This is a genomic window from Limnohabitans sp. Rim8, from assembly GCF_943326455.1.
GTDB lineage: Bacteria > Pseudomonadota > Gammaproteobacteria > Burkholderiales > Burkholderiaceae_C > Limnohabitans_A.
Window position 1 is genome coordinate 70993 of sequence record NZ_CALPTI020000006.1, and the last position, 17944, is coordinate 88936.

The 17944-nt window shown below is 55.6% G+C and carries 17 protein-coding genes; 13 read left to right on the forward strand and 4 right to left on the reverse strand.

What is annotated here, in order from left to right; translation table 11 throughout:
• Positions 1–9 precede the first annotated feature (9 nt).
• From Q1M54_RS06055 to Q1M54_RS06070, 4 genes are read right to left on the reverse strand one after another with little or no spacing between them, the layout of a single operon-like run.
• The gene (locus Q1M54_RS06055) at positions 10–282 is read right to left on the reverse strand and encodes a BolA family protein (protein ID WP_300555229.1); all 273 of its coding nucleotides are present in this window, start codon (positions 280–282) and stop codon (positions 10–12) included.
• Positions 279–836, reverse strand: coding sequence for a septation protein A (locus Q1M54_RS06060; protein WP_300555231.1), 558 nt, complete (start codon positions 834–836; stop codon positions 279–281). The genes Q1M54_RS06055 and Q1M54_RS06060 overlap by 4 nt, the downstream gene beginning before the upstream one ends.
• A 43-nt stretch (positions 837–879) precedes the next feature.
• Positions 880–1287: a peptide-methionine (R)-S-oxide reductase MsrB gene (msrB, locus tag Q1M54_RS06065; RefSeq protein ID WP_300555233.1), complete on the reverse strand. Its 408-nt coding sequence runs from the start codon at positions 1285–1287 to the stop codon at positions 880–882.
• Positions 1284–2831, reverse strand: coding sequence for a protein adenylyltransferase SelO (locus Q1M54_RS06070; RefSeq protein ID WP_300555236.1), 1548 nt, complete (start codon positions 2829–2831; stop codon positions 1284–1286). Before Q1M54_RS06070 ends, msrB begins: the two co-directional genes overlap by 4 nt.
• Positions 2832–2951: 120 nt before the next feature.
• On the opposite strand from Q1M54_RS06070, the gene Q1M54_RS06075 reads away from it, so the two are divergent.
• From Q1M54_RS06075 to Q1M54_RS06135, 13 genes are all read left to right on the forward strand, one after another.
• Positions 2952–4580 carry a 3-(methylthio)propionyl-CoA ligase gene (locus Q1M54_RS06075; protein WP_300555239.1) on the forward strand — a complete coding sequence of 543 codons (1629 nt, stop codon included), beginning with the start codon at positions 2952–2954 and terminating at the stop codon, positions 4578–4580.
• A 127-nt stretch (positions 4581–4707) separates the two neighbouring features.
• Positions 4708–5940, forward strand: a complete 1233-nt coding sequence (locus Q1M54_RS06080) for a branched-chain amino acid ABC transporter substrate-binding protein (RefSeq protein WP_300555242.1) — start codon at positions 4708–4710, stop codon at positions 5938–5940.
• A 187-nt stretch (positions 5941–6127) separates the two neighbouring features.
• Complete coding sequence (locus tag Q1M54_RS06085; protein WP_300555245.1) at positions 6128–7162, forward strand: branched-chain amino acid ABC transporter permease; 1035 nt, start codon at positions 6128–6130, stop codon at positions 7160–7162.
• 3 nt (positions 7163–7165) lie between these two features.
• The gene (locus Q1M54_RS06090) at positions 7166–8458 is read left to right on the forward strand and encodes a branched-chain amino acid ABC transporter permease (RefSeq protein ID WP_300555248.1); all 1293 of its coding nucleotides are present in this window, start codon (positions 7166–7168) and stop codon (positions 8456–8458) included.
• The gene (locus Q1M54_RS06095; protein ID WP_300555250.1) at positions 8455–9225 is read left to right on the forward strand and encodes an ABC transporter ATP-binding protein; all 771 of its coding nucleotides are present in this window, start codon (positions 8455–8457) and stop codon (positions 9223–9225) included. The genes Q1M54_RS06090 and Q1M54_RS06095 overlap by 4 nt, the downstream gene beginning before the upstream one ends.
• Positions 9225–9920: an ABC transporter ATP-binding protein gene (locus Q1M54_RS06100; protein ID WP_300555253.1), complete on the forward strand. Its 696-nt coding sequence runs from the start codon at positions 9225–9227 to the stop codon at positions 9918–9920. The genes Q1M54_RS06095 and Q1M54_RS06100 overlap by 1 nt, the downstream gene beginning before the upstream one ends.
• A 125-nt stretch (positions 9921–10045) precedes the next feature.
• Positions 10046–12157: a 3-hydroxyacyl-CoA dehydrogenase NAD-binding domain-containing protein gene (locus Q1M54_RS06105; protein ID WP_300555256.1), complete on the forward strand. Its 2112-nt coding sequence runs from the start codon at positions 10046–10048 to the stop codon at positions 12155–12157.
• A gap of 59 nt (positions 12158–12216) precedes the next feature.
• Positions 12217–13392: an acetyl-CoA C-acyltransferase gene (locus Q1M54_RS06110; RefSeq protein ID WP_300555259.1), complete on the forward strand. Its 1176-nt coding sequence runs from the start codon at positions 12217–12219 to the stop codon at positions 13390–13392.
• 98 nt (positions 13393–13490) lie between these two features.
• Entirely contained in the window at positions 13491–15305 is a 1815-nt protein-coding gene (locus tag Q1M54_RS06115; protein WP_300555261.1) for an acyl-CoA dehydrogenase, read from the forward strand.
• Positions 15305–15607: a Dabb family protein gene (locus Q1M54_RS06120; RefSeq protein WP_300555264.1), complete on the forward strand. Its 303-nt coding sequence runs from the start codon at positions 15305–15307 to the stop codon at positions 15605–15607. The genes Q1M54_RS06115 and Q1M54_RS06120 overlap by 1 nt, the downstream gene beginning before the upstream one ends.
• A 44-nt stretch (positions 15608–15651) precedes the next feature.
• Complete coding sequence (locus tag Q1M54_RS06125) at positions 15652–16443, forward strand: SDR family oxidoreductase (protein WP_300555267.1); 792 nt, start codon at positions 15652–15654, stop codon at positions 16441–16443.
• Positions 16444–16461: 18 nt separating this feature from the next.
• Complete coding sequence (locus tag Q1M54_RS06130; RefSeq protein ID WP_300555269.1) at positions 16462–16893, forward strand: PaaI family thioesterase; 432 nt, start codon at positions 16462–16464, stop codon at positions 16891–16893.
• Positions 16894–16920: 27 nt separating this feature from the next.
• Positions 16921–17937: an NADP-dependent oxidoreductase gene (locus Q1M54_RS06135; RefSeq protein WP_300555272.1), complete on the forward strand. Its 1017-nt coding sequence runs from the start codon at positions 16921–16923 to the stop codon at positions 17935–17937.
• Positions 17938–17944: the final 7 nt, after the last annotated feature.

The window sequence follows — 17944 nt, forward strand, 5'->3', positions numbered from 1 at the left end:
GGCTCAAATTCAGATCAGCTCGATGGCCAAAGCATGTAAACCCTGGTCGATGAAATCTTGCAGCGCATCATACACAAGGCGATGGCGCTGAACGCGGCTCATCGTTGCAAACAAAGGTGAGGCAATGCACACCCGCATGTGCGTGCCTTGACCACTGTCATTGGCACCCACATGGCCTGCGTGGTCTGCGCTTTCGTCGATCACGCGCAACTCAGTAGGTTGCAGCCGCTCCAGCAATCGGGCATGTATCTGCTGGCTCAGGGGAAGGGAAGTGGCGTTCATTCTTTGTCAGAGCCTTTGGCGCTCTGGTCGTCTTTGGGCAGGTAACGTGAAATGTAAATCCCTTGGCCCAGAATGAACACCAAGGGGAAAACATACCCCCAAAGTTTGAAATTCACCCAGTCCTCGGTGCTGAAGTAATGGGCCACATAGGCGTTGACCGTGGCCATGAAAAGGCAGTAGACCATCCAAGACAGATTCAAGCGGTTCCAGACCGCATGAGGCAGCTGCAATTGCTGGCCCAACAGCAGGTGCAAAAAATTCTTTTTCAGAAACCAGTGGGCCACAGCCAAAGCGATGGCCAGACCCGAATACAACAATGTAGGCTTCCACTTGATGAAGCGTTCGTCGTGCAGACTCAGTGTCAGAGCACCAAAGCCCAGCACCAACACCAGCGTGATCTTTTGCATGGTTTGCAGCTTGCCATCCAGTTTGTACATGATGGCTGTCTGCACCAAAGTTGCACCCATCAACACGGCTGTAGCGGTGTAGATGTCGGCCATTTTGTAGGCCCCAAAAAACAGCAAAATGGGGAAAAAATCGAGGATGAATTTCATGAAGGATTTTGTATGGCTGAGCGGTTCGCCCTGCCGACCATGGTCAGGAAGCCTCGAAGTCTAACGAAGCGGAGTTCATGCAGTAACGCAAGCCCGTGGGTGCCGGGCCGTCATCGAAAACATGGCCAAGGTGTGCGCCGCATTGGGCGCAGACAGTTTCTACCCGGCGCATGCCGTGGCTGTTGTCCACCCGGTCTTCAATGGCTCCTTCGACAGAAGATTGGTAAAAGCTGGGCCAACCGCAACCTGCGTCAAACTTGGTGTCGGATTTGAAGAGTTCGGCATCGCAGCAAACGCAACGGTAAGTGCCTTTGGCCCAATGGCCCTCGTATTTACCCGTGAATGGGCGCTCCGTTGCCGCTTGGCGCGTGACCGCAAAGGCCACGGGTTCAGCGCCTTTGGCGGACAGCAGATCGCGCCACTCTTGGTCGGTTTTGTTGATTTTGCTCATGAGGAACAGCTGATTTCGAGTTGACCAGCCCAGTCTGGCGGTAAATCGGCATAGGCTTGCATGCCTGAATGCTCGTCGAAGGGTGACTTTAACAAGTTGTGCAGAACTTCGATTTCCGAAAAATCGCCCAACTTGGCTTGGCGAATCGCCGTTTCGGCCAGATGGTTGCGCAGTACGAACTTGGGGTTGGTGCGCAGCATCTGCTGGCCCATGGCCGCGAAGCTGCTTTGACCTGTTCTCTCTGTGTATCGCGCGAGCCAGGCCAGCAGGCGAGGGCGGTCAAGCACCATATCGGTAACGCCGCTCCAGCCCGCGTCGGTGAGGGTGGAGGTTGTCGATTGCGCCACCACCGCTTGGCTCAGTTGACGCCAAAACAACGTGAAGTCCACTTTTTCGGCCGACATGAGTTGCATCACGTCCTCCACCAAGGACCAATCGGCTTCGCGTTCGGACTCGGGGGCCAAGTCGCCAACCAGGCCCAGTTTGGCTCGCATGGCATCGCCCAGGCAGCGCGGGAACAGGGTTTTGTAACCCTCGAGTACCTGCAGCGTCAAGTCGTGGTCATCGATCAGAGGGCCCAGGGCCTGGGCCAGGCAATACAAATTCCAATAAGCCACATTCGGCTGGCGTCCATAGGCGTATCGACCTTGGTAGTCCGAGTGGTTGCAAATGTGACCAGGGTCAAAGCCGTCCATGAATTGAAAAGGACCGTAATCGATGGTCAGGCCCAACAGACTCATGTTGTCAGTGTTCATGACACCGTGGCAAAACCCGACCGCTTGCCATTGGGCCAACATCAGGGCCGTGCGCTCTTGCACCACATCCAGCAAGGCGGCGTAAACATTGCCTTGCCAAAGGGCTGCACGTTCTTGGCACTCGGGCAAATGGTGGAGGATGGCGTGGTCCGCCAAGGTGCGCAAACTGTCTACATCACCTTGCGCAGAAAAATGTTCGAAGTGACCAAAGCGCAGAAAGCTCGGAGCAATCCGCGTCACCACGGCGGCGCTTTCGAGGGTTTCTCGCCGCACAGGTTCAGGGGACGCCACCAGGCACAAAGCGCGGGTGGTGGGAATGCCCAGACCGTGCATGGCCTCACTGCACAAATACTCGCGAATGCTTGAGCGCAGCACCGCCCGACCATCGCCGCCCCGGGAATAGGGCGTTCGACCAGCACCCTTGAGCTGAATTTCTTGCGGCCCTTGGGCTGATTGCGCCTCGCCGAGCCAAATAGCCCGGCCATCTCCCAACTGACCGGCCCACTGGCCAAATTGGTGGCCGCTGTATACGGTGGCCAAAGGCAGGGACCCGACCAACAGGGCATTGCCGGCAAAAGCCTGAAGGTGGTTTTCGTCAAACACGGCACTGGGCCAGCCCAGTTGAATGCGCAAATCTTCGTTGCGAGCAGCCCACGCGGGTGCGGCCAAAGGGGTCGGTTGCAAAGGCGTAAAGAAACGAGTGCCCAATCGACTCAATCGGTGAGTCCATTCCAACATGGGCATGTCGGGGTTTGAGTGGATCGGGGTATCGGTTGGCGCAAGTGACATGGTTGAGATTGTCACGCCCTTGACAAGCACCCGCTGTCAGGCGGGTTTTAGGGGTAAACCCATAAAGCCCGGGGTGCACAATCTCATCTTTTAAGTCAAAACCTTGACAGGAGACACCCCATGCAGGGACTGATGCAACAGCAATCATTGCTGATTTCTTCGTTGATCGACTTTGCCGAAAAACACCACGGCGACAGCGAGGTGGTCTCGCGCCGAGTAGAAGGCGACATTCACCGCAGCAATTGGGCGCAAGTGGCTCGCCGTTCTCGCCAAGTGGCGAACGCGCTGGACGCTCAAAACGTGCCCCAAGGAGCCCGCATCGCCACCTTGGCATGGAACGGTTACCGGCACCTTGAGCTTTACTTTGGCGTCAGCGGATCGGGCCGCGTCTTGCACACCATCAACCCACGCTTGCACCCTGAGCAAATGGCCTGGATTGCCAACCACGCCGAAGACCAAGTGCTTTGCTTTGACATGACGTTTTTGCCATTGGTGAAAGTCCTGCATGCCCATTGCAAGACCGTGACCCATTTTGTCGCGCTGTGCGATGCTGACAATTTACCCAGCGACACCGACATTCCCAATTTGGTGAGCTACGAGGCTTGGATGGGTCAACAACCCGACAGCTATCGCTGGCCACAACTCGATGAAAACACCGCGTGCAGCCTTTGCTATACGAGTGGAACCACAGGCAATCCCAAGGGGACTTTGTACAGCCACCGCTCAACAGTGCTGCACGCTTATGCAGCCGCATTGCCCGATTCCATGTGCATATCTGCCCGGGACGCCATCTTGCCCGTGGTACCCATGTTCCACGTCAATGCCTGGGGTATTCCATACAGCGCGGCAATGGCAGGCGCCAAACTGGTTTTTCCTGGACCGGCTTTGGACGGCAAATCGGTCTACGAATTGATTGAATCTGAAGGTGTCAGCTTTGCGGCAGGTGTCCCCACAGTCTGGCAAATGTTGCTCGGCCATATGAAACCGGCGGGCCTTAAGTTCAGCACACTCCAGCGCACGGTGATTGGCGGCTCGGCATGTCCACCCGCCATGATCGATGCATTCCGTGAAGACTATGGCGTGGATGTTTTGCATGCTTGGGGCATGACCGAAATGAGCCCTTTGGGCACCGTCTGCACCTTGAAGAACAAACACTTGAGCATGCCTGCCGATGCACAAATGAAATTGCGCATGAAGCAAGGTCGCTGCATTTACGGCATTGACATGAAGATTGTCGATGCCGACGGAAATTCATTGCCCCATGACGGCAAAGCAGCAGGCGACCTGTTGGTCAAAGGTCCTTGGGTGATTGCCTCCTATTTCAAGCAGGAAGGTGGAGACCCCTTGGTCGAAGGATGGTTCCCGACAGGCGATGTGGCCACCATTGATGCCGATGGTTTCATGCAAATCACGGACCGCAGCAAAGACGTGATCAAGTCGGGCGGTGAATGGATCAGCTCCATCGATGTTGAAAACATCGCCATGGGACACCCGGCAGTGGCCATGGCAGCGTGCATTGGCATGCGCCATCCCAAATGGGACGAGAGGCCCATTGTGTGTGTGGTCAAAAAGGCCGGATTGGAGGTCAGCCGCGAAGAATTGATCGCTTTTTATGAGGGAAAAACGGCCAAGTGGCAAATCCCGGACGATGTGGTCTTTGTCGATGCCATTCCATTGGGAGGCACCGGCAAGATGCTCAAGACGCGACTGCGCGAACAATTGGCCAATTACATGTTGCCTGGGCTTTGACTGCGATCATGAATTGAAGATTAAAAGTCGCGGGTGTGATACCCCTTAGGGGCAAACCCCGAGCGATTTTCTTTGGGCTGAGGTTACGCTTCATTGGTCATACATTTACAAAGCAGGAGACCTTGTCATGAAAACCACCATCCGTTTGATCGCCGCCACCACTTTGGCCCTCAGCGCCATGGGTGCTTATGCGCAAAAAGGCGAAACCGTCAAAATCGCCTGGATTGATCCTTTGTCGGGCCTGATGGCACCTGTGGGCAGCAACCAGCTCAAGAGCTTTCAGTTCTTTGCAGAAAAGTTCAGCAAAACCAATCCTGCAGGTGTCAAGTTTGAGGTGATTGGCATTGACAACAAGTTGAGCCCCGCTGAAAGCCTGAACGCCCTGAAGGCCGCTATGGACCAAGGCGTGCGTTACATCACCCAAGGTAACGGTTCGTCTGTCGCAGGTGCTCTGATCGAAGCCGTGAACAGGCATAACGAGCGCAATCCCGGTAAAGAAATCATTTTCTTGAACCACTCAGCGGTCGACCCAGACTTCACCAACAGCAAGTGCAGTTTCTGGCATTTCCGTTTTGATGCCGATACTTCCATGAAGATGGAAGCCATGACCACCTTCATGAAAGACCAGAAGGACATCAAAAACGTCTATCTGCTCAACCAGAACTACTCTCACGGCCACCAAATGGTGCGCTATGCCAAAGAAAACATTGCGCGCAAGATGCCCGATGTGAAAATCGTGGGTGAAGACCTGCATCCTTTGGCGCAAGTGCGTGATTTCGCCCCCTACATCGCCAAAATCAAGGCTTCGGGTGCAGACACCGTCATCACCGGCAACTGGGGTTCTGACTTGGCCTTGCTGGTCAAGGCGGCCAACGAAGGTGGTTACAACGGCAAGTTCTACACCTATTACACCGGTGTGACGGGCACACCCACTGCCTTGGGGCAAGGCGGTGCGGGCCGTGTTTTCCAAATTTCCTATAACCACTACAACATGGGTGGTGAGATGGGCAAATGGATGGCCGAATTCAAGCAAAAGTTCAACGATGATTTCTACACTGGCTCTGTGATTTCGATTTACAGCGCTCTGGGTGAGGCCATGGCCAAGGCCAAATCGACCGATCCAGTCAAAGTGGCAGCGGCCCTCTCGGGCTTGACCTTCAAGAGCTACCACGGTGAAGTTCAAATGCGCAAAACCGACCACCAATTGCAGCAACCGCTGTGGATGACCGTTTGGCAAAAGGCGGACAAGAAGTTCCCTTACAGCCCAGAAAACACGGGCATGACCTTGGCTCCCGTCAAGGAATACCCATCGTTCATCTCCAGCACACCCACCAGCTGCCAGATGAAGCGTCCAAGCTAAGCACGGGACGTCATCACCGTTCAATTTTGCAAGGGGTTGACGTCCCGTCATCGCCTTGCAGTGTGGGCCCAGACCCGATCAACACACGTTCATCGGGTTTTTTGTTTTTTGCCTTCCTTCACTGGGTCGGTTGATCTGGCCCACTTTCGGTAACGCAGTTAGACCCTTGAAGGTCTGGAAAGTTTTTATGGAGTTTTTCATCATCTCCATGCTCAACGGTCTCAGTTACGGACTGTTGCTCTTCATGCTCAGCTCCGGCCTGACGCTGATTTTCAGCATGATGGGTGTTCTCAATTTTGCTCACGCCAGTTTTTACATGGTCGGTGCATATTTTGGCTACACCCTGACTGGTTGGATCGGTTTTTGGCCTGCTCTCGTGTTGGCGCCCTTGTTGGTAGGGGCCTGTGGCGCGGTCTTTGAACGTGTCACATTGCGCAAGGTCCATCCTTTTGGCCATGTCCCAGAGTTGCTGGTGACCTTTGGCTTGTCCTATGTGGTTTTGGAAGTGGTGCAATTGGTATGGGGGCGTACAGCGGTTGAGTTCCCCCCACCCGAAATTTTGCGCAGTTCTGCTTTTACCCTGATCAACCACTCGGTTGACGGTCTCAGTTTTGTTTGGGGTGCCGCACCTGCAGAAGCATGCACCGCTGCGGATACCGCTGTGCGTTTGGTGTGTTCACCCTTCCCGGCCACCCGGGGCTTCATGATGCTGGTGGCTGTTTTGATGCTCTTGTCCTTGTGGCTGCTCCTGACTCGCACCCGCATTGGCCTAGTGATTCAGGCCGCTTTGACGCATCCCGAAATGGTTGAATCCTTGGGCCACAACGTGCCCCGTGTGTTCATGTTGGTTTTTGGTGCAGGCACCGGTTTGGCCGGCTTGGCGGGTGTCATTGGTGGAAGTACTTTTGTGACCGAACCTGCCATGGCAGCCACTGTCGGTTCGGTGATCTTTGTGGTGGTGGTGGTGGGCGGCATGGGCTCTCTGTCGGGGGCGTTTTTGGCATCCATCTTGATTGGGGTGATTCAGACCTTTGCTGTGGCCATTGATTACTCTTTCCTCACATTGGCCAAGGACATGGGCTGGGCGTTGTCGGCCGCCACCCAAGAAAATTCTTTTGCAAAACTCACCATTTCACAGGTTGCACCGATCTTGCCTTATTTGTTCCTGGTTCTGATTCTGATTTTCCGGCCCAAAGGCCTCTTGGGCACACGCGAAGGTTAAGCCATGGCTGCTGTTTACAAATTCAAACCCTACAACGTTGGGCGTTGGGTCATCTGGAGCGCTTTTGCGCTGGTCTTGGTCTTCGCACCTTTGGTGTTCACCAGCAACTTATCGACCACGATGTTGGCGCAAATGGGCATTGCCATCATTGCCTGCCTTTCGTACAACATACTCTTGGGTCAAGGCGGCATGCTCAGCTTTGGCCACGCGGTCTACACCGGGCTGGGCTCTTACATGGCGATCCACGCCTTGAATGCCGTATCGGGTGGAAAGTTGCACATTCCCGTGAGCTTGCTACCCATAGTGGGAGGACTGGCCGGCATGGGTTTTGCCATTTTGCTGGGTTGGGTCACCACGCGCAAATCCGGCACACCTTTTGCCATGATCACCTTGGGCGTCGCAGAGTTGGTGTTCGCCATGTCGCTCATGTTTTCTGAGTTTTTTGGCGGAGAAGCGGGTGTCTCTGGCAACCGCGTGACCGGTCAGCCATTTTTTGGCATCACTTATGCGCAGCAAATTCAGGTTTATTACCTGATTGCGATCTACACATTCGTGTGTGTGGCCCTCATGTATGCCTTTACACAAACCCCGTTGGGTCGCATCCTCAATGCGGTGCGCGACAACCCAGAGCGGGTCGAGTTCATTGGCTACAACACGCAGCGTGTCCGGTACATGGCCTTCATCATTTCTGGCTTTTTTGCCGGCATTGCAGGTGGCTTGGGTGCTCTCAACTTTGAGATTGTGACGGCCGAGGTCGTGGGTGCAGCACGTTCAGGGGCCTATTTGCTCTTCACATTCTTGGGTGGTGCCACCTTCTTTTTTGGCCCCATCATTGGTGGCATTTTGATGATCATTGCCTTTGTTTTGCTGTCTGAGTTGACCAAGGCTTGGTTGCTGTATTTGGGCTTGATTTTCTTGTTCATGGTCATGTATGCGCCAGGCGGCATTGCCAGTTTGATCATGATGAATTTGCGCGTTGCCAAATTTGGCAAGTTGCGCCAACTTTGGACCACCTATCTGGCTTTGGGTGTGACCGCCATTGTCATGCTTGCAGGAGCGGGCGCCATGATTGAAATGGTCTACCACTTGCAGCTCAATTCGGCCTTGGGCGATACCGTGAAATTCATGGGAGCCAGCCTGAATGCCAGAGGGCTTGACAGCTGGTTGGGTTCAGCCTTTGTCATGCTGACGGGTCTGGGTTTGTTCGAGTTGACACGTCGCCAATTTGCCCGTGACTGGAGTGAAATCCAGACGGAAATCGAAAAAGAAATCAAGCGAAGGGAAACTGCGGTATGAGTTACGCCCTAGAACTGAAAGACGTTCGCAAGAACTTTGGTAAAACCGAAATCATCCGTGGCGTTGATCTGGCCGTTGAGGCTGGGGAGCGGATTGCGGTGATTGGCCCCAATGGTGCGGGAAAATCCACGCTGTTCAATTTGATCAGCGGACGATTTGGTCCAACCAGTGGTGATATTTTGCTCAATGGTCAGCGCATTCAAAACAAGACTCCCTACGAAATCAACCGAATGGGTTTATCGCGCAGCTTTCAGATCACCAACATTTTCCCCAAGTTGAGTGTTTTTGAAAATCTACGCTGCGCTGTGCTGTGGAGTTTGGGCTACAAGTACACCTTCATCAAGTTTCTGTCCGGCCTGAAAGATGCCAATGAACGCACGGACCAGCTGCTGGACATGATCCGCTTGGATAAAAAGCGTGACGTTTTGGCAATGAACTTGACCTATGCAGAACAACGTGCGCTGGAGATTGGCGTGACGATTGCGGGTGGGGCCGATGTTATTTTGTTGGACGAACCCACTGCGGGCATGAGCAAAAGTGAAACCTCACGTTTTATTCAGCTCATCAAAGAAGTCACCGTGGGAAAAACCTTGCTCACCGTGGAACACGACATGGGTGTGGTTTTTGGCTTGGCCGACAAGATTGCGGTGGTGGTCTATGGCGAGGTGATTGCCTTTGACACGCCCGAATTGGTCCGCTCGAACCCGAAAGTCCAAGAGGCTTACTTGGGCTCACCAGTAGCCGATAACCAAGCAGGAGGCCACTGATGCTGAAAATTGAAAACCTGCACGCCTACTACGGCAAAAGCCATGTCTTGCATGGTGTGAATTTCGATGTTGCACCTGGTGAAATCGTGGCCCTTTTGGGGCGCAACGGTTCGGGACGATCCACCACGGCCAAAGCCATCATGGGTTTGGTGGAGTGCCAAGGGCGAATTGACTGGAAAGGTGAAGCGATTCAAGGCAAAAAAGCTTTTGAAATTGCCCACCAAGGCTTGGGCTATGTGCCTGAAAACCGGGAAATTTTCCCCAAGCTCACGGTTCATCAAAACTTGCAGCTGGGTCAAAAGCGCAGTGGCAAAAATGGCCGATGGTCTTTTGAAGACATGTTCAACATGTTCCCCCGCCTGAAGGAACGAGAGCACACCGAGGCCGGTGTGCTGTCTGGGGGGGAGCAACAGATGCTGACCTTGTGCCGGACTCTGATGGGCGATCCTGATCTGATCATCATCGACGAGCCCACCGAGGGTTTGGCGCCGAAAATTGTCGAGCTTGTGGGTCAGTTCCTGCAGAGCCTGAAAACACGGGGGGTGTCGGTCTTGTTGATCGAGCAAAAACTCACCATCGCGATGAACATCTCAGACAGGGCCTTGGTCATGGGTCACGGCAGCATCGTGTTCGAAGGAACACCCGATGAACTGCGTGCCAACAATTACATCCGCAAGGAGTGGCTCGAAGTCTGATCACCTGTCGGTGGGGGAGCAGATCTCTGGGGCGACAAAAATCTTTTGGTTGCCCTTTTTTATGCCTACAATACGAATAAACGAACGGTCGTTCTTTTTTCATTCTCTATCTAAGGAATTCCAGCATGACAGCTGAATACAAAGTCCACGGTGATATTGCGGTCATCACTTTGATGAACCCGCCCGTCAACGGTTTGGGGTTGTCCACCCGCGTGGGCATCACCGACAACCTGGAAAAAGCCAATAACGACCCGGCTGTCAAAGCCATCGTCATCACGGGTGCCGGAAAAGCCTTTTCGGGTGGCGCAGACATCCGCGAATTTGGCTCCCCCAAGGCTTTGCAAGAGCCCAACTTGCTGAGCGTGATTCGCACTTGCGAAAACTCAGCCAAGCCTGTTGTCGCGGCTATGCATTCGGTGGTCATGGGGGGGGGTCTTGAGTTGGCCTTGGGCTGCCATTACCGCATCGCTGCACCCGGTACCTCCATCGCTTTGCCTGAGGTGAAGTTGGGCTTGATCCCTGGCGCAGGCGGCACTCAGCGTTTGCCTCGTGTGATCGGTGTCGAGCCAGCCCTCAACATGATCGTCAGTGGCGAAGCCATCAAGAGCGAAATGCTGGCCATGCTGCCCGGGCAAAAATTGTTCGATGCTATGGCCCAATCTGCTGAGACCTTGGCGGAAGAGGCTTTGGCCATGGCCAAAAAAGTCGCGGCGGCACACGCCGATGGCGCGCCGTTGCCATTGGTGCGCAACTTGCCCTGCAAGCATCCCCAAGGTGATGCGTATTTTCAGTTTGCCCGCAACATGGTCAAAGGCATGGCCAAAAACTTGCCTGCGCCCGCCAAATGTGTGGATGCTGTCGAAGCGTCCACCAAGAAAAAATTCGAAGACGGCTTGGTCTTTGAGCGCGAAATTTTCATCAACCTGATGTGGACGCCTGAGTGCCGAGCATTGCGCCACATTTTCATGGCCGACCGTGCGGCCAGCAAAATCCCTGATGTTCCTGAAGACACGCCCAAGCGTGACATCCAGAGCATTGCCGTCATTGGCGCGGGCACCATGGGCGGTGGCATATCGATGAACTTCTTGAACGCAGGCATTCCGGTCAAGATGCTTGAAATGAAGCAAGAAGCCTTGGACCGTGGTGTCGCCACCATTCGCAAAAACTACGAAGCGCAGGTCAAAAAAGGCAAGCTTAAACAGGAAAAATACGACGAACGCATGGCTTTGCTCAGCACGACCCTGAGTTACGACGACATTGGTCAAGCCGATTTGGTGATCGAAGCCGTGTTCGAAGACATGGGCGTGAAAGAGGCCGTTTTCAAAGCGCTGGACCGTGTGATGAAGCCCGGTGCGATTTTGGCCTCCAACACCTCCACTTTGGACGTGAACAAGATCGCCAGCTTCACCCAACGTCCACAAGACGTGGTGGGCATGCACTTTTTCAGCCCTGCCAACGTGATGAAGCTTTTGGAAGTGGTTCGTGGTGAAAAGACGGGCAAAGACGTCTTGGCCACCGTGATGGCCATCGGCAAAAAAATCAAGAAAACTTCGGTCGTGTCTGGCGTGTGCGATGGCTTCATTGGCAACCGCATGATCGAACAGTACAGCCGACAAGCAGGTTTCCTGATCGAAGAAGGTTGCACACCCGCCCAGGTCGACAAAGCGGTCGAGAAGTTTGGTTTTGCCATGGGCCCCTTCCGCATGGGCGATCTGGCCGGCAATGACATCGGCTGGGCCATTCGAAAGCGCCGTTACACCGAAAAGCCCAACCTCAAATACAGCAAAACCGCTGATTTGCTGTGTGAAATGGGCCGTTATGGTCAAAAGACCGGCGCTGGCTGGTACGACTACCAGACTGGCAAACGCGATGCGATTCCCAGTGCCGTGGTGGTCGAGATGATCGAAAAGCACCGCGCTGACCTCGGGATCACGCCACGCAAAATTTCAGACGAAGAAATTGTGCAACGCTTGGTGTATTCGCTGGTCAATGAAGCAGCGCACATCCTGGAAGAGGGCATTGCCAGCAAGGCCAGCGACATCGACATGGTGTACCTGACCGGTTACGGCTTCCCAATTTGGCGCGGTGGCCCCATGAACTACGCCGACACCATTGGCTTGTTCAATGTGGCTGAAGCCATGAAGCGCTTCGCTAAGAACCCCCACGACGACGCCCAATTCTGGCAACCCGCGCCCTTGTTGGCACGCTTGGTGGCCGAAGGCAAGACATTCAACTGATTTTTTTATTTTCGGGGAAGCGGTTTTTCGGCTGCTTTCCCACATGAAAGGTTTTCATCATGACGAATGCTGTCATCGTTTCCACCGCACGCACTCCCTTGGCCAAGAGCTGGAAGGGTGCATTCAACATGACCCATGGCGCCACTTTAGGCGGCCATGCCGTACAGCACGCTGTGGCCCGCGCAGGCATTGATGCTGCCGAGGTTGAGGATGTCATCATGGGCTGCGCCAGCCCCGAGGGCGCAACAGGCGCGAACATCGCCCGACAAATCGCGCTCAAGGCTGGTTTGCCCATTTCTGTTTCGGGCATGACCGTCAACCGCTTTTGCTCTTCAGGTCTGCAAACCATCGCCCTGGCTGCTCAGCGCATCATCGCTGGTGAAGGTCAGGTGTATGTGGCGGGTGGTGTCGAGAGCATTTCTTGCGTACAGCAAGAAATGAACTTGCACATGATGCAAGATTTGGCGCTGGCCAAGATGAAGCCCGAGATTTACTGGAACATGCTGCAAACTGCTGAGCAAGTGGCCAAGCGCTACAAAATTGGCCGTGACGTGATGGACGCTTATGGCGCAGCCAGCCAGCAAAAAGCCTGTGCGGCCCAAGCAGCTGGTTTATTCAGCGATGAGATTGCCCCCATCACCGTGACCGCTGGCGTGGCCGACAAGGTCATGGGCCTGACCACCAAGCAAGTGACCGTGAGTGTGGACGAAGGTCTGCGCGAAGGCACCACTGTGGAAGCCATCAGCGGTCTGCGATCTGCGCTGCCCGGCGGTTTGGTCACAGCAGGCAATGCCAGCCAGTTTTCTGATGGCGCTGGTGCTTGCGTGCTGATGGACGAAAAGTTGGCCGAGCAACGTGGGCTGAAACCCATGGGCCGGTTCTTGGGTTTTGCCGTGGCCGGTTGCGAACCTGACGAAATGGGCATTGGTCCGGTGTATGCCGTGCCCAAAGTCTTGGCGCGTTTGGGTCTGACCGTCAATGACATTGATCTCTGGGAACTGAACGAAGCCTTTGCGGTGCAGGTGCTGTATTGCCGCGACAAACTGGGCATTCCTGCCGACCGTTTGAACGTCAACGGCGGCGCGATTGCGGTTGGACACCCTTACGGTGTGTCGGGTCAGCGCCTGACAGGTCACGCCTTGATCGAAGGCAAACGCCGCGGCGCCAAGCGCGTGGCGGTGACCATGTGCATCGGCGGCGGCATGGGCGCTTGCGGCATTTTCGAAGTACTGTGAGTGTGAACGGCATCGGCTGTCGCCTGGATGGCTGATCCGAACAGGGGCAGGGGGCATGATGCCTCTTGCCCTTTTTCATTTGGAAGAGACAAACTGACATGAGCTTGCGTCCCACAGTTGATTTCTTGTTGCACGACTGGCTGAAGGTCGAAAGCCTGCAAAGCCGCGAGCGCTTTGCCGACCACTCGCGTGAAACCTTTGACGCCGTTCTGGACACTTGCGAGCGCATCGCCCGCGAGAAATACGCCCCCTTCAACCGCCTGGTGGACACACAAGAGCCACACTTTGATGGCGAAAAAGTCATCTTGCCGCAGGCCACACACGACGCCTACAAAGCCTATGCCGAATCGGGCATGCTCAGTGCGGCGCAAGACTACGAGATCGGCGGTATGCAGCTGCCTTACACGGTGGAAGCCGCAGCCAACGCTTTTTTTGCCATGGCCTCGGTCAGCATCGGCTCGGGCATGCTGACCAGTGGCAACGCCAATTTGCTGATGGTGCACGGCACCGACTTGCAACAGCAAGTGTTTGCTGCCAACGAATTTTCGGGTCGCTTTTCGGGCACCATGTGCCTGAGCGAACCACATGCGGGCTCTTCGCTCAGCGATGTGACCACCCGTGCCATACCCGATGGCACAGATTTTGAAGCCGACGCTTTGGGACCACGTTACCGCCTCAAGGGCAACAAAATGTGGATCTCTTCGGGCGAACATGAACTGTCCGAGAACATCATCCATTTGGTGTTGGCCAAGATTCCTGATGCGTCTGGCCAACTGGTGCCAGGCGTCAAAGGCATCTCGCTGTTCATCGTGCCCAAAAAGATGGTGGACACCAACGGTCAACTGACGGGCGAACGCAACGATGTGGCGCTGGCGGGCCTGAACCACAAATGCGGTTGGCGCGGCACAACCAACACACTGCTGAACTTTGGCGAGGGCAAATACCCCGTAAGAGGAGATATCGGAGCGATTGGGTATTTGGTCGGCAAGCCCGGCGAAGGCCTGCGCTGCATGTTCCACATGATGAACGAGGCCCGCATCGGCGTGGGCATGGCCGCCACCATGCTGGGCATGGCCGGTTACTACGCCAGCCTGGATTACGCCAAAAACCGCCCACAGGGCCGACCCACAGGGGCAGGCGGGAAAGACGCCAGCCAACCGCAGGTGCGCATCATTGAGCACGCCGACATCAAGCGCATGCTGCTGGCCCAGAAAGCTTACAGCGAAGGCGCTCTGGCTTTGGCCTTGTATTGCGCCCGTCTGGTGGACGAACAGCACACGGGCACAGCCGAAGACGCCGATGTGGCGCGTTTGCTGCTGGAGGTGCTCACCCCCATTGTCAAGAGCTTTCCCAGCGAGTGGTGCTTGGAGGCCAACAGCTTGGCCATCCAGATCCACGGCGGATATGGCTATACCCGCGACTTTCCGGTGGAGCAGTACTGGCGAGACAACCGCCTGAACATGATCCACGAGGGCACCCACGGCATCCAGGCCATGGACTTGCTGGGCCGCAAGGTGTTGATGGAAAAGGGACGAGGCCTGCAATTGCTGGCTGAGCGCATGCTGGCCACTGCGGCCAAAGCCGAACCAAGCTGGGGCCCAGAGGCCGCGGCTTTGCGCGATGCCCTCCAACAAGTCGGCCAAGCGACCCAACAAGCTTGGCAGGGCGCAGAGCCTGCCCAGGCTCTGGCCAATGCGGTGCCTTACTTGCAGGCCTTTGGCCACGCGGTGATTGCCTGGATCTGGCTCGACGTGGCCAGCAGCTTGGAGAACAACAACACGCCAGCAGCACAAGGTCGTCGCGCTGCTTGCCGTTTTTTCTTCCGTTACGAGCTGCCCAAGATTGGTGCCTGGCTGAAGGTGGTGTGCAGCCGAGATTCGACCTGTGCCGATTTACCCGAGGAGGCATTTTGATGATCCGACACATCGTCATGTGGAATTTAAAAGACCACGCCGAGGGCGCTGACAAAGCCAGCAATCTGCAAAAGGCCAAGGCACTGCTTTTGTCTTGTGCTGAGGTCGTACCTGGAATTCAGGCGTTTGAAGTGGCCACTGCCACACCGGGCATGGATTGCACGAACGACTTGGTACTGCACATGTTGTTGGATGACGCGCAGGTGCTAGCGGCTTACCAAAATCACCCGCAACATTTGGCCATCAAGCCTTTCATGAAGGCGGTGGTGCTAGAGCGCCGCTGCATGGATTTTGAAATCTGACCTCACTTTTACCCCTTCACGTCAAGAACCCAAGGATTTATCGCATGGCACGCACCATACAACAACTGTTTGACTTGACCGGTCAGGTCGCTTTGGTCACTGGCGGCTCGCGCGGCTTGGGCCTGCAAATGGCCCACGCACTGGGTGAAGCCGGTGCCAAGATCATGCTCAGTTCGCGCAAAGCTTCCGATCTTGAGCATGCCGCGGCTGAGCTGCAGGCAGCTGGTATCGACGCCCGTTGGATCGCCGCCGACTGCGGCAAAGAGGAAGACATCCGCCGCTTAGCAGCAGAAACCATGGAGCGCATGGGGCCCATTGACATTTTGGTGAACAACGCGGGTGCCACTTGGGGTGCCCCCGCTGAAGACCACCCTGTTGAGGCTTGGGACAAGGTCATGAATTTGAACGTGCGCGGGTACTTCATCCTCTCACAAGAGGTGGCCAAGCGCTGCATGATTCCGCGTGGTAAGGGTCGGATTTTGAATGTGGCATCCATTGCTGGTCTCGCTGGCAACCCCTCCGAAATGAAGACCCTTGCGTACAACACCTCCAAAGGTGCGGTGGTCAACTTCACCCGCGCTCTGGCGGGGGAGTGGGGCGAGCACGGCATCACCGTCAACGCCATTTGCCCTGGCTTTTTCCCGAGCAAGATGACTTATGGTCTCTTAGAAAAAATGGGCGCCGAGAAAATCGCCCAAGGCGCACCCTTGCGCCGTTTGGGCGACGATGAAGACCTCAAGGGTTTGGCCGTTTTGTTCGCTTCCGATGCGGGCAAGCACATCACCGGTCAGTGGATGGCTGTGGATGGCGGTGTGAGCGCCATCATCGGCGGCTGATTTGAGGCCAGCAACAGCATGAGCATTCCGTTTGGCGCAACCATACCGTTTGTGGACCACCTGGGTTTCACTTTAGAAAAGTTCGAAGGTGGTCAATCTGAGTTGCACTATGCACCCCAACCAGAACACCTCAATTCATTTGATGTCACCCATGGTGGCGCCGTCATGGCGCTGCTGGATGTGGTCATGGCCACTGCAGCCCGCAGTGTGGAAGTCAGCATGGGTGTGGTCACCATCGAGATGAAAACAAGTTTCATGCGGCCAGCGAAAGTGGCAGCAGGTCAAAAGTTAACCGGTCATGGTCAATTGCTGCACCGCACGCGCACCATGGCTTTCACTGAAGGCAAGATTTACGACACAGAAGGGCAGTTGTGTGCCCACGCCACAGGGACCTTCAAATATTTGCCCCGCAGCAACACCGAGCCATCTGGCAGTGTGCCCACCGATTGATTTTTTTTTACACTGGAGAACTTCCCCATGCCCTTGAACCACCGCATCGTTCTTGATAACCGCCCCCAAGGCGAAGCCACTGCACAAAACTTCAAATTGATCGAGCTGCCTCTGCCAGAAATCAAAGACGGTGAAGTGTTGGTGTGCCACCATTTCTTGAGCTTGGACCCCTACATGCGTGGCCGCATGAACGAGAGCAAAAGCTACGCCCAACCTCAAGCTTTGGGCGAAGTCATGATCGGCGGCACTGTGGGCGAAGTGGTGGACAGCCGTCACCCCAAGTTCAAGGCCGGAGACCAAGTGGTCGGCATGGGCGGCTGGCAAGAGTTCAGCGTAGTCGATGCCACCGTGGTTGGCGCACTGCGCAAGGTCGACACCACCCATGTGCCGCTCTCGCACTACCTGGGCGCTGTGGGCATGCCCGGCGTGACCGCTTGGTACGGCTTGGTCAAGATCATTGCCCCCAAAGCCGGCGAAACCGTCACAGTCAGTGCAGCCAGTGGCGCAGTAGGCAGTGCTTACGGCGCTCTGGCCAAAGCGCGTGGTTGCCGTGTGGTGGGCATCGCAGGCGGCAAGGACAAGTGCGACTACGTGGTCAAGGAGCTGGGCTTTGACGCCTGCATCGACTACAAGGAACACAAAGACTACATCAGCCTGTCCAAAGCACTTCGCGAAGCCTGCCCGAACGGCATCGACGGCCACTTTGAAAACGTGGGGGGCATGGTGCTGGACGCGGTGATGTTGCGCACCAATGCCTTTGCACGCATCGCGGTGTGCGGCATGATCGCCGGCTACGATGGCGCACCTCTGCCGATGGCCAACCCAGCCCTGATTTTGGTCAATCGCATGAAGATCGAAGGCTTCATCGTCAGCGAACACATGGAAGTCTGGCCCGAGGCGCTACAGGAACTCGGCACCTTGGTGGGCACAGGTACGTTGCGCCCTCGCGAATCCGTGGCCCAAGGCTTGGCTGCTGCGCCTGAGGCATTCCTCGGTTTGCTCAAAGGCAAGAACTTCGGCAAGCAGCTGGTCAAACTGGTCTGAGACAGCC

Bases quoted from the DNA above. Each gene is read 5' to 3' on its own strand.
- Q1M54_RS06075 (WP_300555239.1), top strand. From the start codon at position 2,952: ATGCAGGGACTGATGCAACAGCAATCATTGCTGATTTCTTCGTTGATC.
- Q1M54_RS06105 (WP_300555256.1), top strand. From the start codon at position 10,046: ATGACAGCTGAATACAAAGTCCACGGTGATATTGCGGTCATCACTTTG.
- Q1M54_RS06110 (WP_300555259.1), top strand. From the start codon at position 12,217: ATGACGAATGCTGTCATCGTTTCCACCGCACGCACTCCCTTGGCCAAG.
- Q1M54_RS06055 (WP_300555229.1), bottom strand. From the start codon at position 282: ATGAACGCCACTTCCCTTCCCCTGAGCCAGCAGATACATGCCCGATTG.
- Q1M54_RS06125 (WP_300555267.1), top strand. From the start codon at position 15,652: ATGGCACGCACCATACAACAACTGTTTGACTTGACCGGTCAGGTCGCT.
- Q1M54_RS06085 (WP_300555245.1), top strand. From the start codon at position 6,128: ATGGAGTTTTTCATCATCTCCATGCTCAACGGTCTCAGTTACGGACTG.
- Q1M54_RS06060 (WP_300555231.1), bottom strand. From the start codon at position 836: ATGAAATTCATCCTCGATTTTTTCCCCATTTTGCTGTTTTTTGGGGCC.
- Q1M54_RS06120 (WP_300555264.1), top strand. From the start codon at position 15,305: ATGATCCGACACATCGTCATGTGGAATTTAAAAGACCACGCCGAGGGC.
- Q1M54_RS06070 (WP_300555236.1), bottom strand. From the start codon at position 2,831: ATGTCACTTGCGCCAACCGATACCCCGATCCACTCAAACCCCGACATG.
- Q1M54_RS06135 (WP_300555272.1), top strand. From the start codon at position 16,921: ATGCCCTTGAACCACCGCATCGTTCTTGATAACCGCCCCCAAGGCGAA.
- Q1M54_RS06080 (WP_300555242.1), top strand. From the start codon at position 4,708: ATGAAAACCACCATCCGTTTGATCGCCGCCACCACTTTGGCCCTCAGC.
- Q1M54_RS06100 (WP_300555253.1), top strand. From the start codon at position 9,225: ATGCTGAAAATTGAAAACCTGCACGCCTACTACGGCAAAAGCCATGTC.
- Q1M54_RS06090 (WP_300555248.1), top strand. From the start codon at position 7,166: ATGGCTGCTGTTTACAAATTCAAACCCTACAACGTTGGGCGTTGGGTC.
- Q1M54_RS06095 (WP_300555250.1), top strand. From the start codon at position 8,455: ATGAGTTACGCCCTAGAACTGAAAGACGTTCGCAAGAACTTTGGTAAA.
- Q1M54_RS06115 (WP_300555261.1), top strand. From the start codon at position 13,491: ATGAGCTTGCGTCCCACAGTTGATTTCTTGTTGCACGACTGGCTGAAG.
- Q1M54_RS06130 (WP_300555269.1), top strand. From the start codon at position 16,462: ATGAGCATTCCGTTTGGCGCAACCATACCGTTTGTGGACCACCTGGGT.
- msrB (WP_300555233.1), bottom strand. From the start codon at position 1,287: ATGAGCAAAATCAACAAAACCGACCAAGAGTGGCGCGATCTGCTGTCC.